This window comes from Enterococcus plantarum (genome assembly GCF_001730295.1).
GTDB lineage: Bacteria > Bacillota > Bacilli > Lactobacillales > Enterococcaceae > Enterococcus_L > Enterococcus_L plantarum.
In genome coordinates this window covers 69,183-85,038 of sequence record NZ_MIKA01000047.1, presented here as the reverse complement: position 1 = coordinate 85,038, position 15,856 = coordinate 69,183, and the positions used below count along the sequence as shown (strand labels likewise).

The following is a 15,856-nucleotide window of genomic DNA, read 5'->3' as shown; positions in this document are numbered from 1 at the left end:
TTGCTTCTTTTTAATTTAAAATTTATTTTCTTAGACGCTCGACATCACGAGCAATCATTAATTCTTCATCTGTTGGAATCAACAATACTTTTACTTTAGACTCTTCAGTAGAAATAACTGACTCTTTTCCACGAACATTGTTTTTATCATCATCTAGCTCGCAACCGAACCAAGTCATACCTTTGATTACTTCGCTACGAACATGTGAATCATTTTCACCAATACCCGCAGTAAAGACAATTGCATCCACGCCGTTTAATACAGTTACGTAACTACCGATGTATTTACGAATACGATCTGTAAAGATATCATATGCTACTTGAACTGCTTCTTTGTCCATGTTTGCTTCTAAATCACGCATATCACTAGAAATACCAGTCAAACCAAGTAAACCTGATTTTTTATTTAAGATATCGATCATATCTTTGATATCTGTTAATTCAAGTTTTTCCATTAAGTAAGCCAATAAAGAAGGATCGATATCTCCAGAACGAGTGCCCATTGTTACGCCAGCAAGCGGTGTGAAGCCCATTGATGTATCTACAGATTTACCACCATCAACCGCTGTGATTGAAGCTCCATTACCAAGGTGACAAGTAATGATTTTTAATTCTTCAATTGGGCGACCCAGCATTTCTGCTGCACGGTCTGCAACATACTTGTGGCTTGTTCCGTGTGCCCCATATTTACGAGCTGCGTATTTGTCATAGTATTCAGTTGGAATGCTGTATAAAAAATTATGTTTTGGCATTGTTGTATGGAAGGCTGTATCAAAAACCGCAACACTGATAATATCAGGTAAGATTTTTTTAAAGGCTTTGATTCCCATTGCATTTGCTGGATTGTGTAAAGGTGCAAGATCTGCTAATTTTTCGATTTTTGCTAACACTTCATCATCGATCACAACAGAATCTTTAAAGTCTTCTCCACCTGCAACTACACGGTGACCAACACCTGTAATTTCATCATAAGAAGCTAAAATGTTCAATTCAGTCAATTTATCTAATAACATTTTTACTGCAACATCATGATCATTAATGTCGATGATCTCTTCATATTTCTTATCTTCACCGTATTTAATTGTGAAGATTGAATCATTTAAACCAATACGTTCAACGATTCCTTTAGCGATAACTTCTTCATTTGGCATTTGATATAACTGCCATTTTAAACTTGAACTTCCAGCATTGATTGCAATTGTTTTAGACATAATACTCTCCTCTTTATCAGTTGTTTTATTTTAAATTCGAAGACTTCCAAGCCTCAAATTGTTTAAAAAATTGAGTTACTTTTGCAGGATCTTTTAATGAACCTAGTTTTGCAACTAGTACTTCTTTTACTTGTTCACTATGTTTACCTTTATTTTGTACAAACAGAATACTTTTGCTTGATTGGACTGATTTAAAAAGTTCATCAGGCAACTGAATCATCCCTTGTAGATACACATTTTTTTGCAGCCAATTTTTGAAGAATGAACTTTGTTCTGTCTCTAAAATATTGGTTGGTATCAAAAATAGTCCATATCCGTCTGGTTTAACAAATTTCATTGCTTGTTCCATCAATAAATGATGTGCATAGCTATGGCCTTCTTCTGCTGCTGAATCAAAGTCTTTTGCTTTTTCATCATTCGGATAATAACCGATTGGCAAATCACTGATAGCTACATCAACAGGATCGACAAGTAAGTCCTGTAATCCATCTTGATGGAATAGTTGTATTGCAGCCTTTGTCCATTCATTGTTCGTTGCTGAAACAGACAATAAGGTATCGTCAATATCCACACCAAAGCCTTGAGCTGTGTACTTCGCTATGTTTAAGTTGAGAATGATCGTCAGAAGTAGATTTCCCATCCCAGTTGCAATATCCAATACTTTTAGCGATTGCTCTTTAATATACAGTTGCTCGATCAAATAAACAAATAAAAAGCCAATACTATCCGGCGTTAATTGATGATTTGCCTGTAAGGATTCTGCTTTATTCCCTTTAAGTAAAATCAACTGTGACAAACGTCTAATCTCTTCTGGTTCTAATTCGATTGCTTGTAGTTGTTCATAGATGTCTTTAAGTTTTTGAACAGTTTGTCCATCTGGCACATCGTCTTGCACACGCACTTGAAAATTATCAATGATATTTTCACCATTTTCAATGTAGGCATCTAAAAAAGAAGTATCCAAAGATCGTTTAAGTAATCCGATAGCCTGTTCCATTAAACCGAAAGCCTTTTCTATTTTCTCAGGGAACAAGTGAAACACCTCAATTTCCTTCTATAATATAACAATTTTCATACCTGTTCTATTTTAACGAAAAATCAGACAATAATCAATCAATTTCCTAATAATATTTGAAAATCATTGAACTACTCTCATTTTTTTGGGAAATAATAAAAGACTTCTAATTGATTTTCATTTAAAAACGAATCGCTGTATTAGTCTTTTTTAGCATAAGTTTGATACACATTTCACAGATTCTTAATTCTTGTCATTTCACTATTCAGTTAGTTAGATGACATAGTTTGATTTGGTTTGTTTTCTTCTTGATATTGTTCTTGAAATTTATACGTTGTTTGGTTTAAATGAATGGTAACGTCTAATATTGGTTGATTATATTCGTACCGTAATATTCCTGTGGAAAAATTCTGTTGTCCTTTTTTTACAAGTGCTCTCTTCTCTGCTTTAAGGTCTGCAAGAAACATGCTCAACATTGTCTTAGCGATATAATACTCTTTGGTTTTTTTGGTAAATCTTTGTGTGAGTTGAAAATCTTCCAAAACGAATGTAAAAATGAAACTAAACAAAAAAACAAATAATAATGCTGTAAGTAATACGCCACCTTTGTATCTCTTATTCATACTCATGCTCACGCGTGATAATCCACTTTGCAGTAACATTTAAGTTATTTTCAAATATTACTTTTATTACGACAGATTTATCTTCCTCTACAAACCTAACTTGTTTGACCCCCATTAAAAGAGGCTGATACCCTCCGTTTTCTACTTTTACAATTTTGCCTAATTTATGCTCGATCCAAACCTGTTTGTTATTTTTTTTATTTCTAAGCATTATTTTGTTTATTTGGGTATTTTCATAACGACAATTTCTCAATTCATTTTCTAGTTGGATCACAAAAATCTGCCATTCTTTTTGCCGCTCACTTTTCAGTTGATTCGTTACAATAGCTGCATTTTTAATTGAAGCTGAAAAAAGCATGCAAATAATTGATAATAGGAACAGCGCAAGTAATGATTCCAATAATGTAAATCCTAAAAGATCATTCCGTAGGTTACTCTTTCTTAATTTCAAAATGCTCGTTTTCACCTATAACCTCCACTTCGATCAACTTATTTGCAACTTGATAAACGCGTAGTTGATAGTCGCCATTCTCTGTATGAATATCTCGTAACAGCGGTCCTCCGTAATTTTCAAAGTGTTTCATTTCTTCATATAAAACTCTGTAAAGTATTAATTGATTAGTTGCGTGTTTATTCTTTTTTAGTAAAAAAGTATTTAATGAAAGATAACTGCCAATGATCAAACACATTAACCCTAATGCAATCAAACTTTCAAGGAAAACATAGCCACTATAACCGGTTGATTTTCTTAACATAGCGACCACTCCCTAATTGAAATTGAAATTCAATCAATTGATTTTTTTCCGTCCATGAAAAAGAAAATTTGGATAGTTTATCGATATTTCCAGAACCTTTTTTAAACGTAAGCTTATCTGGTCCAACAGTTTGTAACGATACTGGGATTGTGAGTCCCTTTTCAACTACTTGTCCATCTTTAAACTTAATTTGTTTAGCCTGCTCCAAAAATATAATTTGTGTATCGATTGTATTTACAACTGCCATTTGCTGTGTAAAAAGCAATTTTTTCTCAAAAGACGATAAAAATTGATCAACCTCCAAAGCTTGTTTCCATTTATTAATACTAAGTGTTGGTAGTAACATAAATACCGTACAAATAAACAACACTATTAACGATTCTATTAATGTAAATCCCTTCACATTCATAATCCTTACTTGCTCGCCTGATACTTGTCGTACTGCTCTTGGGTAATATATTCTTCTTTTAACAACTGCTCTACAGTAGGGGATTGATTTTTCTCCATAGTATAAAGATCGATTTGTGTTTCAACGATCTTAACAATTGCTTCATTGCCTTTTTTATCTACACCTTCTTTATGTTTTGAAAGATTTGGAACAAATAGTAAGATTAAAACAGAAATAATCAATAGTACTACAAGCATTTCTAACAAGGTAAATCCTTTATTTTTTATTCGTTGTTTTTGCGTGTTCATAAAAAATCCTCCATTCCCCCATAAATAGGCAAAAGCATGGCAGCATAAATACTAACTACCAATAATGCAACAATTAAAAAAATAATTGGTTGGATCCATTGAATTATTTTTTCCATGCGCTTAAAAAAATGCTGCCAACAAAGTTCGCTATATAAAATCAACTCTTTTCCTAAATTCCCTTTTATCTGTCCTTGCTGAATAATCAACGATAACTCTGGCGAAAAGAAACTAAATCTGGGTAACTGTTCATAAAACGTATAGCCTGACATCGATTGTTCTTCAATCCTTTCCGCCAGTTCACTCATCAAAGATTTCTGATCAGTTCCGCGCATCAACTGGATGACCATTTTGATCTCTAATCCTTGAGAAAATAATTTACCCCATTCAAGTGCGAAAAATGCTGAATTGTATCCTTTATATAGATTACCTACAAGTGGTATCTTCGCAATAAATTCAGCTTTTTTTAAAAAGGTTTTTTTGCTCAAATACCACCGTGTCAAAAGAATCATATTTGTTAATGCCAATAAAATGGTCAGTATATAATATGGACTTTGCCGAATAAATTTGATTCCGATATTATCGGCTTGAATTGTGCCATTTGTCATTAATTGAGGTAGCAACACTTGACGAATACTTATCAAAACAACGGTTAAAAAAAGCAAAAGTAGTATCGGATAACTGATTACTTTATAGAAATTTTGCTGCTGTTTGTCCACAAGTTTCATATGTTGTTTGATTTTATTTAATGTTCCTGCTATATCACCATGTGTTTGAGCAAATTCAATTTGGGTAACGATTGTTGTCTTAAATCCTAGTCTAGCTAAACTACCATAAAACGAATCACCACGTTCCATCTTATCGATCAAGTAATCGATAACAGATTCTGAAATTGAACGAGATTTTTTCATAAACATCAAACTTTCTTGAATCGTAAATCCATTACTTAATAAATCTGCTAACAACTGGATAAACAATTGCTGTTGAATACTTGATAGTTTAATGTTCTTTTTCTTCTTCAAATGTTTGATTATCGATAAATCCATACGCCCAAACCTTTCTTAATTCAGCTGACCAATTAGAAGACATTTTTTCTGAAAAATTATAATCCATAAGCAATCCACTTAACTCTTTGTTGTTAGTCATCTTAAAAGGCAATAATCGCTGATAAATTATACCTGTTACACATTCTCCGATTTCTCTTTGCTGAACGCCTAATTCAGCCAGCCTTTCATATACTCCAGTCACACTTCTCGCATGAATCGTTGCAAATACTGTATGTCCAGTTAACGCGGCTCTGATTGCAGCTTGTGCTGTAAGCCCATCTCGAATTTCACCAATGATCAAAATGTCTGGTCTATGACGTAAACAGGCCTTGATCAACACATCATAAGTCAGATCGATTTTAGTATTGGTCTGCAACTGAAGAAATGATGGTTCTTCAATTTCAACTGGATCTTCTATTGTAATCACTTGCTGAAATTGATCTGTCTCTTTTGCCAACTTATACATCAGTGTCGTTTTACCAGATCCAACCGGTCCACAAAATAGATGTAATCCACGACGTTTGATATGTTTTCTGACACTCATTAATTGTTTTGGTAAAAAATAATTTTCCTGACTATTGCCAAAAACATGTAAAAAGCGAATCACTAAGCTCTCCCGTTGTCTAAAATCTCCTACTGTCGATAATCGCAATCGTATCCCTCTCTGATTGATCGCATAAGTCACAGCGCCAACCTGTGCTTTTCTTTTTTCGCCAACATCCATACTGCCAATAAATTTAAAATGAAAAATTAATTTTTCGCCATCTTCTTCATCTAATTCTTTAAAAATTATTTTGTGCTTTCCTTTCCTTGTAAATACTTGAACTTTATTCTCCGTTGGCAAAATATAGATATCTTGTACATATTCTGTCAGTCCCCATTCTATTAGCCTTAAAGAAAGCTCTTTAATATCCATCTTCTTCCCTCCTTAAAACAATATACGCAACTTTATGCATTATCTGTGTAAAAAAGAAAAAAATGAGACAAAACTAAAAATTAGTTTCACCTCATTCTCTAAATCCAAATATACGTTTAAAAATAGTGTTTCATTATTTCTTGATTCTGTCCATTTACCAATAAATAAAAATAAAGCCCTAAATGTTGAAAATCAACACTTACGGCTTTATCAAGAGTTCTGATGCACTATCTTCCCCAAAATAGTTTATCGTTTTGATATATCTATTATACTAAAAAATTGATTGGAATAACTTTCAGAAATTGTTAATTTTATTAAAATTTTTGAGAAAAAGTAGCTCTTGCTCAAAAGGGTTGAACAAGAGCACTGCTTTATCTAACGACAAAGACTTAGATCAACTTTATTATACCAAATAATCTTTAAAGATTTTCTCAATCTCTTAGTACAAAGTGATAAATTTTTGACAATAAATGAAGATTAATTACTTTTTAATCCTTTTACTATTTGATTTAATAGATAGACTGGAACTCCTAGCAAGGTTATACCAATACCAACACTTGCTAATAGTGTTTGTGTGAACAACGTAGTAATTAGAATGAATAGTCCTCCAAAAATCGCTATAATAGGAATAACCGGATAAAATGGAACTTTATAAGGACGATTCAGCTCTGGTTCTCTTTTTCTTAGAATCAACACCGCAGAAAAAATCAATAAGCTAAACAGCCACATAACAAAGATCAACATATCTGTCAATAAATCAAAACTACCTAAAAACATCATGATTGCTGCAATGCCAAATTGAAAAATTCCAGAAATGTACGGAACGACAAATCTTTTGGATAATTTTTGAAATTGCTTGCTACATGGAATCATCCCATCCAATGCTAATGCATAAGGAACTCGAATCCCTGTTAACGTGTACCCATTTAACGCCCCATAGACTGAGATCAAAATGCCAATAGTGACTAATTTACCACCAATCGAACCAAAAATATGAATAGCAGCTTCTGATGCAGCATTTAAATTTCCAGAAAGTTGTTCGATTGGTAATGTTTTAAGAAAAACAAAATTAATCAAAACATATACAAAGGTGATAAACGTTAAGCCTAAAAAAATCGCCTTAGGCAAATCTTTTTCTGGTCGTTTCATTTCACCAGCCACAGCCCCAACTCCCAGCCAACCATCATAAGCAAACATAGTCGCTAGTAAGGAACCGCTAAGTGCTTGGATGAAACTACTATCTCCACCAGCTTTAATGGGAATCACGGATACCTCAACATTGGCTGGCATAAAAAGACCTACCAACACAATCAATACAATTGGGATCATTTTTATAACCAGTGTAAATGATTGCAAATTCGAAGCTGCTTTAGTTCCCAACAAATTGATTAAGGTGACACTTAATCCAGTTACCAAGGCTACCGGCAAAAGAAAGTCACTAGACAAATGAAATAAGTGAATAAATTGTGTGCTGAAAATAATCGATAATGCCGCAATATTAGCAGGAAAATAAATCACACTTTGCGCCCAACCAAGTAAAAAACCTGGTAGCTTTCCATATGTATATTCGATATATTTAACAGCTCCACCCGTTTTTGGAATAGCCGTAGCTAATTCAGCACTCGTTAATCCCGCACATAACGTTAAAATACCCCCTAATATCCAGGCAAAAATGGTTAAACTTGATGATTGAGCAAAACTAACCACACTTGCTGTTTTAAAAAAAACACCCGCTCCAATAACAGTACCCATAACTGTTGAAAAAGCGCCAAATAAAGAAATTTCACGTTTTAATTGATTCTGCTCCATACTCATCCTCTTTCTCTCTTATAAGTTATTTTACTAGTATAGCTTTTTTGAACGTAAATTCAAGTACTGCCAAAAAAAAAGTACAGACAAAGCCTTCTTTAGACTTATCTGTACTTTTTAATGAAAATAATTTATTTTAAGTTTGTCCATAATAGGCATTTGCACCGTGTTTTCTAAAATAATGCTTATCTAAAAGATATTGAGGTATTGGCAAAATCGAATCATTTACAACTTCTGTTACAGACGCCATCTCAGCAATCTCATCTAAAACAATACTATTTTCTACAGCTTTTTGAGGTGTTTCTCCCCAAGTAAAGGGTCCGTGACCATAGACTAGTACCCCAGGAACTGCTAAAGGGTCAATATTTTTTTCCTTAAATGTTTCTATGATCACTTTTCCTGTCTCCCGTTCGTAAGCTAAAGAAACTTCTTCTGATGTTAATTGTCGCGTACAAGGAACAATACCATAAAATGTATCTGCATGAGTGGTACCATATGCTGGTATTCCCCGACCAGCTTGTGCCCACATGACTGCATTTTTTGAATGAGTATGGACCACTGACTGAATTTCGTTGAATGCTTTGTATAATTCAATATGGGTAGCTAAATCAGAGGATGGCTTTAATTTGCCTTCCACTACCTCACCATTCAAGTCAGTCACAACCATATCGCAAGCCTCCATTTTACAATAAGGAACACCACTAGGCTTGATAACAATCAGTTCGGCCTCTCGATTGATTTCACTGACATTTCCCCAAGTAAGCTTGACTAATCCAGCATCTGGCAAAGCCAAGTTTGCAGAGAAAACACGTTCTTTCATTTCTTCAATCAATATTTTAGTTGACACTATAGCCCGCCTCCTTTAAGAATGGAAAAAGAAATGCTTTGGCTTGTTGGATTTCTTTTTCAGGTTTATCGCTATTTTCGCTCCACATCTCAATTAAAAATGGACCTGCATATTCTAAACGTTTTAAAGTTTTGAGACATCCTAAAAAATCAACACAGCCATTACCAAATGGTACTTCTTTAAACTTTCCAGGAAACTGATCCGTTACAGCCAACGTATCTTTCAAATGAATCGCAGAAATTTGATCGATCCCGATTTCTAATTCATAGCCAACATCATTTTCTGCCCACGCAGATAAATTTCCTAAATCAGGATATACCTGTAAGTATGGTGAACGAATTTGCTCTTTGATTTTTAAATATTTAGAGATAGAGTTAATAAATGGATCATCCATGATCTCTATTGACAAAACAATTTCCTTTGATGCAGCCATCGCTACCGCTTTTTTTAGATTTTCAATAAAGTATTCTCTTGATGTCAAAGTTTTCGTTTCATAATAAACATCATAACCTGCAAGTTGAATGGTGCGTATACCAATATCAGATGCCAAATGAATCGCTTTTTCCATTAGATTCAACGCAGTTGCTCTTTTATCTGGATCTTCTGAACCAAAAGGAAAACGCCGATGTCCACTTAAACAGATGGATAATATTTTCACCCCAGTCTCAGCAATTGCTTCTCTCACTTCTTTACGCTCGGCACTTGTCCAGTCTACTCTTGTTAGGCGTTCGTCTGTTTCGTCGATCGACATTTCAATAAAATCAAATCCTAATTGTTTTGCAAGTAAAAGACGTTCTTTCCAACTCATATTTTTCGGGAGCGCTTTCTCGTAGATTCCGATTGTAGTCATCCATGTCACCCCCAAATGCGTCTTATTTCATTTTGAAAATCCATGGCTGCTTTTTTAGGATCAACTGAAGCTGTGATACCTCGACCTGTAATAAATGTATAGACATCAAGGTCCTTGAATAATTTCAATGTTTCCACATCTAATCCGCCAGTAACCGAAACTCTAAAGCCCATCTCAATCAATTTTTTGACTTTTGCTAAATCCTTTTCTCCCCATGTTTCACCTGCTAAGAGTGCATCTCGACTTTGGTGATAAATCGCCTGGGAAATACCCGCATCCAACCATTTTTGAGCCTGTTCATATGTCCAGTCACCATACAATTCGACTTGAACTTCTTCAACTTCTTTCGCTGCCGCTTTCATTGTTGGAACCGTTGCGCAACATATGACCGTCATCCAATCTGCCCCGGCTTCTCGACAATTTTTTGCCACAGTGCCGCCAGCATCTGCACATTTAGTATCTGCAACTACTTTTTTATCTGGATACAATGCGCGAATACAGCGAACAGCGTCTTCTCCCGCTTGCAAACAAAGAATCGTTCCAACTTCCACAATATCTACAATTTCACCGACTGTTACCACATCTTTGATTGCACTGGGTAAATCTGAATGATCTAATGCTACCTGTAAATTAGGTCTACTCATTACTTTCTCTCCTTACTACTGTCTGTGATAACTAATCATATAAGCAGAAGTACTCAAACTTTTAAAAATTGCTTTTGCTTATACGATTAGAGTACTCTACAACACGATGCAATCACTTCTACCTTAACTATTTAAATTTAGTAGCTAATTCAGTTTCTTGCACACGTTCACTGATTTCTTTAGCAGACATGACATTTTTCACACCAACAACTGTAATTCCCTTTTTCTTAGCATCTTCGAACATATTTAGAAAATTCATCGGACAAAATACAACATCATATTGTCCTGCAGTACTTTTCCCTTCTGAAATTGCACAATGGTGAATATTCGTAATATTAAAGCCTAATTCTTTCAATGCTTTCTCAACACTTTTTTTCATCATTAAACTTGTTCCTGATCCATTTGCACATGATACTAATACTCTCATTTTAATTTCCTCCTAAATTTAAAAGCTGAAAGAGCTCGTTTGATATTTTTCAAAAAAATAGTCTATATAGTTAAAGATGATAGGGTATTAATACTCTACTTCATCTTGTACTTTTCAATATCGGTTCATCTTTAGTCATGATGTTTCCATGTAAAACATCATGACTAAGCCCACATCCCTTTATTTTTTTGCCGCCATTTTTTTTACATACTCATCATAGTCTTCAGCTATCAAGAAATAGCCTTCAGGATTTGCTCGATATTGCAATTGTGGTATTGACAGTAACAAAATAACTACGAATGCGACACCAAAATAACCTAAATATTTCATCACTAAAGTCATCACTGGCCAAACCGTTGCCCAGTCAAACATCCCTATATATCCACCGTACTGCGACAAGCCGATAAATGCTGCTATCAAAGCAGATCCTAGTACCTGAATCACACCTGAAATAAACGGGAACATACAAGCAGCCTTAAATCCACCACGATTGTTTGCATAAACAGCAATCACCGCATTATCAAAAAATAATGGAATAAAGCCGGCAATAACGATCACTGGTGATTTAAATAGAATCAATAATCCGATTGTTATAAACTGTCCTAACGCACCAAATAAAAAACCTATCGTAACTGCATTGGGCGAACCGAAGCCAAACGTCGCCGCAACATCGATCCCCGGCACTGCACCTGGTAATAACGTATTCGATATTCCTTGGAATGACTCTGTTAACTCTGAAACGAAAGTTCGCACTCCTAGTTGTAAAATAGCGAGATAAACCGCAAAGTACAATGCTGTTTGTAATATATAGAAAACAAAACTTTGTCCTTCTACCATAAACCCTGCCTCAATCAAATAAGCGGGCCCTAATACAACTAAAATAATCCCAAAGAAGAAGAGCATCAAAATGGACGTTGCAACCATATTCTCATTGAAAATTGATAAAAATCCTGGCAATTGTACATCTTCTAATTTGCGATTGTTCTTATCTTTTTTCATTTTTTCTGCTAATCGAGCGAAGATATAAACACCAAACATCTGTTGATGTGCGATTGCAAAGCCTGCCCCTTCAGTTAAATCTTGCGTGATATCCACTGTTAAGTTTGAACCGACAGCCCAATAACAGCCTAAAATAAGGCCCATGATCAACAGTATTTGAATTTGACCTAAATCAGGAAAGCAAAACAATAAAATCCAAAATGCCGTTGCGGCTTGTTGGATTTGAACATTACCAGTTGTAAAAACTGCCCGTAACTTTGTATATTTTTTAAATCGAACCAATAAGATATTCATGACAAACGCAATCAATAATAATATCATCGTATCACTAAATGTTCGTCCAAACGTTTCTTCAATTCCTGCTGTTACAGCATTTTGACCAAAATAAGGATCAATGACCATGGCATCTAAATTGAAACGTTCTTTTAAACCAACTAGGATCGGTCTAAAATTATTAACTAAACCACCAGATCCAACAGTTAAAATCAAATAGCCAACAGTTGCTTTTAAAAAACCGGCAATACTTTCATACAATGGTTTTTTTAGCAGAACATAACCTAATAGAACGATAAACCCAATTAAAAATGCTGGTTGTGTTAAAATATTTGCAGCGAAATAATCCCAAATCCCCATCAGAAAATCTACTACTTGTGTCATTTACTCCCCTTCTCTCTATAAATCAAAAGTTGCCATCACGTTTTTGTACTCCTCAATCGTCTCAACTGTCATCAATGCTTCAATCAATCCATCTGTCATCAGCATTTCTGATAATCTCGAAATATTTTCTACATGTTCTTCGCTATTTTTAGCTGCTAATGTGAAAAATAAACGAGCATTTTTTTCCGCATTCCCTTCTTCAAAACTCACATCTTGTTTCATTTTTGTAAATGAAATCGCTGTTCCTAAAACACCTTGACTGTCTTCTGACGAATGTGGCATAGCTACGCCTGGAACGATTACGATGTATGGTCCATACTTTTGAACGCATTCTACGATTTCATCTATATATTGTTGCGTGATCATTCCTTTTTCCAATAAAGTCTGACAGCTAAGAATCACAGCCTCTTCCCAATTTTCAGGCGTTTCTTCACAGAATCGAATCAAATTATTATCGTAAAAATACTTTAACATCCAGTTTCTCCCTTCTTATAAAAATGATGGAAATGGTGTATCGTTGTCTGTTGTAAAGACATCATCAAAACCGCGATAGAAGTTAAATTCAAGTTTGTCTTTATCATTTGGATACGTAAATTTTCCACCAACTTGCCAAATAAAAGGTTTAAATTGATAGTCTAAGCGATCTTTTTTAAATTTCCAGATTTCTGTAATTTCTTTTGGATCAGCCATAAAGTTTGCCCAAATATCATAATGTACGGGGATAACAACATTCGCATTCAAAGCTTCTGCCATACGCAACATATCGACTGATGTTACTTTATCCGTGATTCCCCGAGGATTTTCTCCATAGGCACCTAAACAAACGTCGATTTTATGTTCATTACCATGTTTGGCGAACAGGTTAGAATAATGAGAATCACCAGCATGATAAATACTGCCTCCGCTCGTTTCAAACAAATAATTAACGGCAATTTCATCCATATCTTGCGGTAATCTACCTTTTAATATCACTTCTGGATCTTCGCAAGTTACTAAGGCTGTTCTATCAAAAGCCTCTACAGCGACAATCTCTATATCTTTGATTGAAACACGGTCGCCAGGTTTTACAATTGTTGTTTTCGATTCAGGAATTCCCCATTTTAACCAAGTAGCAACAACTTCCTTCGGTCCAATAAAACGGGCATCAGGGCAATTCTGATGAACTGCTGCAGCCGTATTGATATCTAAATGATCCGAATGAATATGAGTAACTACCAAAGCATCCACATCTTTGATTGCAAACGGATCGATCACAAAAGGTTGTGTTCTAAGATTAGGCTGCATATTTTCGCATCCACTCATCCGCATCATCTGATGTCCCTTTTTCATTTTCCCATTACCATGTGATCGTTTTCCTGTACCACACCATAAATCGCATAAAACATTCGTTCCTTCATGTGATTTTAGCCAAATTCCTGTACAGCCTAACCACCACATGGAAACTGTTCCCACTTTGACGTCTTCTTGTTCAATTTCCTCATTTAAATAGGTTCCCCATTCAGGAAAAGTACTTAAAATCCAACTTTCTTTTGTTACATCATGAATTGTTGCCATATGATCCCTCCGAATTGTCTTAATCTCAATTACATTTTCATTTTACAATATTATGAAACGTTTTCAATCTATTTATATGATCGTTTGAAACTTTTTAAGAACGTTTTCATTATTTAATGATTTTAAATAGCTTTGTTTATCTTTTTTTATGTTCATATCAATTCTTTTATGATATAGTTTCGGTGAGGTGAGAAATATGAAGCATTTAATTTGGAAAATTATTTATGTTGGAAAAAAAATTTCTTTATGGATTGTTTATGGGGTGTTTGCCCTCTATATCTGCTATTTGATCACTCATACTCATGAAGTAGGAGCAAAGCTTATTTTTGGTGGTCTTGGCGGTATAGTACTGAGTGTAGTTCTCCTTTTTGAGTATTTAAAATGTATCTATGAAAGAATGATTGTTGCGCTGACTGTTGAGTGTGAGTTGAAAAAAGCAATCGCTCTAAAAGAAAAACTGCAAAAAAAAGATTTGTTTAATGGCTTCAAACAGTCTATTATTATTTTTGACAGCTTACGTTTGTTAGACGAAGGGAATTACCCTGATTGTTTGAAACATTTACATAAGAATCACCATTTCTTTCACTCCACATTCGATTACCTCTTCATCTATTATCATACGCAAATGTATTGCTTTTCTTTTTTAAAAGATGAAGAAAATTTAAATACTTGTCTAGAAAATTTGTTTAAACTAAAAAATGTCAAGAAGAAGCAAATGCGGGGATTGTTTTCATGGAATGAAATTGCTGGAGTAAGATATTTTCATCAAAATAGAAATAACAACTGTTTAAGTGAATTAAATTTAATTGATCAAAATCGATTAAATAACCGAGAGTTAACTTATCTGCTCTACCTAAAAGGCCAGTGTTTACTTAAGCTAAATAGGCTGCCGGAAGGATATCGTTCATTAAAAGAAGCTAAAACACTTGGCAATACACTTGCAGTTGCTCAAATGATTTAGAAGGGAGGATTTTAAATGAAAAGCTCGCACCAAACAATCAAAACTCGTAGAGATAAACTACTTGAATTACTGAATAAAGAAACAAGTTTGTTAGTGAAAGAGATAAGCCTGAAACTTGGTGTTTCAGAAATAACTGTCCGTCGTGATCTAACGGCGCTGGAAAAGATGGGCTTGGTTCAACGCGCTCATGGAAAAGCACAAATCGTTCCAAAAACTGGTATAGAAGATTACAATGAAGAAATTGAAATTTTAAAAAATGCGATTGCAAAGAAAGCAGCCGAATTTGTTAAAGAGGGCAATACATTATTTATCAACACAGGCTCTACAGCGCTTTCCTCTTTAAAAAATTTAGAAAATAAACGTGTAACGATTGTCACAAATAATGTCAAAGTCGCCAATCTGGATCATAATCCAAATTCAACCGTGATTTTATCCGGTGGTGAAATTCGTTTTCCTAAAGAAGCCTTAGTGGGGGATATTGCAATTGACTCTTTTTCAAAAATGTCTTCTGACATTTCAATTATCGGATGCTCTGGGCTTAGTATCGAAAATGGGATTACTACTTCCGTCTTACATGAATCTAAAATAAATTCGCTCATCATTGAACGAACAAATGGCTTAGTGATTGTTGTTGCAGATTATCGTAAAATTGGATTTTCCTCTAATTTTACGAGTGGAATGATTAAAGATATCAATTATTTAATCACAGATACATTTGCTGCTCCTGAAGTGATTCGAGAAATCGAGAAACAAGGCGTACAAGTGATCCAAGTTGAAATCTAAGCTTATTCAATTATAATTATCAACGCAAAGTTACGTAGGTTCAATACGTTTAATTAAAAAGAGGGGG

General features: G+C 34.5%; 19 protein-coding genes. 2 read left to right on the top strand and 17 right to left on the bottom strand.

From position 1 onward, the window contains the following. Positions 1-22 precede the first annotated feature (22 nt). The 17 genes from BCR22_RS12300 to ulaG form a co-directional block, all read right to left on the bottom strand. Positions 23-1,210, bottom strand: a complete 1,188-nt coding sequence (locus BCR22_RS12300) for an acetate/propionate family kinase (RefSeq protein WP_069655183.1) — start codon at positions 1,208-1,210, stop codon at positions 23-25. 25 nt (positions 1,211-1,235) lie between these two features. Next, positions 1,236-2,243: a class I SAM-dependent methyltransferase gene (locus BCR22_RS12295; RefSeq protein ID WP_069655249.1), complete on the bottom strand. Its 1,008-nt coding sequence runs from the start codon at positions 2,241-2,243 to the stop codon at positions 1,236-1,238. 251 nt (positions 2,244-2,494) lie between these two features. Continuing rightward, the gene (gene comGG, locus BCR22_RS12290; RefSeq protein ID WP_069655182.1) at positions 2,495-2,848 is read right to left on the bottom strand and encodes a competence type IV pilus minor pilin ComGG; all 354 of its coding nucleotides are present in this window, start codon (positions 2,846-2,848) and stop codon (positions 2,495-2,497) included. Next, positions 2,841-3,314: a competence type IV pilus minor pilin ComGF gene (comGF, locus tag BCR22_RS12285; protein WP_069655181.1), complete on the bottom strand. Its 474-nt coding sequence runs from the start codon at positions 3,312-3,314 to the stop codon at positions 2,841-2,843. Before comGF ends, comGG begins: the two co-directional genes overlap by 8 nt. Then, positions 3,280-3,603 (bottom strand): competence type IV pilus minor pilin ComGE, encoded by a 324-nt coding sequence (gene comGE / locus BCR22_RS12280; protein WP_069655180.1) that lies wholly within the window; start codon positions 3,601-3,603, stop codon positions 3,280-3,282. The genes comGF and comGE overlap by 35 nt, the downstream gene beginning before the upstream one ends. Next, complete coding sequence (gene comGD / locus BCR22_RS12275; protein WP_069655179.1) at positions 3,578-4,012, bottom strand: competence type IV pilus minor pilin ComGD; 435 nt, start codon at positions 4,010-4,012, stop codon at positions 3,578-3,580. Before comGD ends, comGE begins: the two co-directional genes overlap by 26 nt. A 5-nt stretch (positions 4,013-4,017) precedes the next feature. Next, positions 4,018-4,299, bottom strand: a complete 282-nt coding sequence (gene comGC, locus BCR22_RS12270) for a competence type IV pilus major pilin ComGC (RefSeq protein ID WP_069655178.1) — start codon at positions 4,297-4,299, stop codon at positions 4,018-4,020. After that, complete coding sequence (comGB, locus tag BCR22_RS12265; RefSeq protein WP_069655177.1) at positions 4,296-5,342, bottom strand: competence type IV pilus assembly protein ComGB; 1,047 nt, start codon at positions 5,340-5,342, stop codon at positions 4,296-4,298. Before comGB ends, comGC begins: the two co-directional genes overlap by 4 nt. After that, positions 5,296-6,258: a competence type IV pilus ATPase ComGA gene (gene comGA, locus BCR22_RS12260; protein WP_069655176.1), complete on the bottom strand. Its 963-nt coding sequence runs from the start codon at positions 6,256-6,258 to the stop codon at positions 5,296-5,298. Before comGA ends, comGB begins: the two co-directional genes overlap by 47 nt. A 477-nt stretch (positions 6,259-6,735) precedes the next feature. Then, positions 6,736-8,067 (bottom strand): APC family permease, encoded by a 1,332-nt coding sequence (locus BCR22_RS12255; RefSeq protein ID WP_069655175.1) that lies wholly within the window; start codon positions 8,065-8,067, stop codon positions 6,736-6,738. A gap of 136 nt (positions 8,068-8,203) precedes the next feature. Then, positions 8,204-8,914: an L-ribulose-5-phosphate 4-epimerase gene (locus tag BCR22_RS12250; RefSeq protein WP_069655174.1), complete on the bottom strand. Its 711-nt coding sequence runs from the start codon at positions 8,912-8,914 to the stop codon at positions 8,204-8,206. Next, the gene (locus BCR22_RS12245; RefSeq protein WP_069655173.1) at positions 8,904-9,764 is read right to left on the bottom strand and encodes an L-ribulose-5-phosphate 3-epimerase; all 861 of its coding nucleotides are present in this window, start codon (positions 9,762-9,764) and stop codon (positions 8,904-8,906) included. The genes BCR22_RS12250 and BCR22_RS12245 overlap by 11 nt, the downstream gene beginning before the upstream one ends. A 5-nt stretch (positions 9,765-9,769) precedes the next feature. Next, positions 9,770-10,408 carry a 3-keto-L-gulonate-6-phosphate decarboxylase UlaD gene (locus BCR22_RS12240; protein ID WP_069655172.1) on the bottom strand — a complete coding sequence of 213 codons (639 nt, stop codon included), beginning with the start codon at positions 10,406-10,408 and terminating at the stop codon, positions 9,770-9,772. Between the two features lie 127 nt (positions 10,409-10,535). Then, the gene (locus BCR22_RS12235; protein WP_069655171.1) at positions 10,536-10,835 is read right to left on the bottom strand and encodes a PTS sugar transporter subunit IIB; all 300 of its coding nucleotides are present in this window, start codon (positions 10,833-10,835) and stop codon (positions 10,536-10,538) included. Between the two features lie 180 nt (positions 10,836-11,015). Further along, complete coding sequence (locus BCR22_RS12230; RefSeq protein ID WP_069655170.1) at positions 11,016-12,491, bottom strand: PTS ascorbate transporter subunit IIC; 1,476 nt, start codon at positions 12,489-12,491, stop codon at positions 11,016-11,018. Between the two features lie 15 nt (positions 12,492-12,506). Continuing rightward, on the bottom strand, positions 12,507-12,965 hold the full coding sequence (locus BCR22_RS12225) for a PTS sugar transporter subunit IIA (protein ID WP_069655169.1): 459 nt from the start codon (positions 12,963-12,965) through the stop codon (positions 12,507-12,509). Between the two features lie 15 nt (positions 12,966-12,980). Continuing rightward, positions 12,981-14,045 carry an L-ascorbate 6-phosphate lactonase gene (ulaG, locus tag BCR22_RS12220; protein WP_069655168.1) on the bottom strand — a complete coding sequence of 355 codons (1,065 nt, stop codon included), beginning with the start codon at positions 14,043-14,045 and terminating at the stop codon, positions 12,981-12,983. 196 nt (positions 14,046-14,241) lie between these two features. Between ulaG and BCR22_RS12215 the strand changes: the two genes are divergently transcribed. After that, positions 14,242-15,006, top strand: coding sequence for a hypothetical protein (locus tag BCR22_RS12215; protein ID WP_069655167.1), 765 nt, complete (start codon positions 14,242-14,244; stop codon positions 15,004-15,006). Between the two features lie 15 nt (positions 15,007-15,021). Beyond that, entirely contained in the window at positions 15,022-15,789 is a 768-nt protein-coding gene (locus BCR22_RS12210; protein WP_069655166.1) for a DeoR/GlpR family DNA-binding transcription regulator, read from the top strand. Positions 15,790-15,856 lie beyond the last annotated feature (67 nt).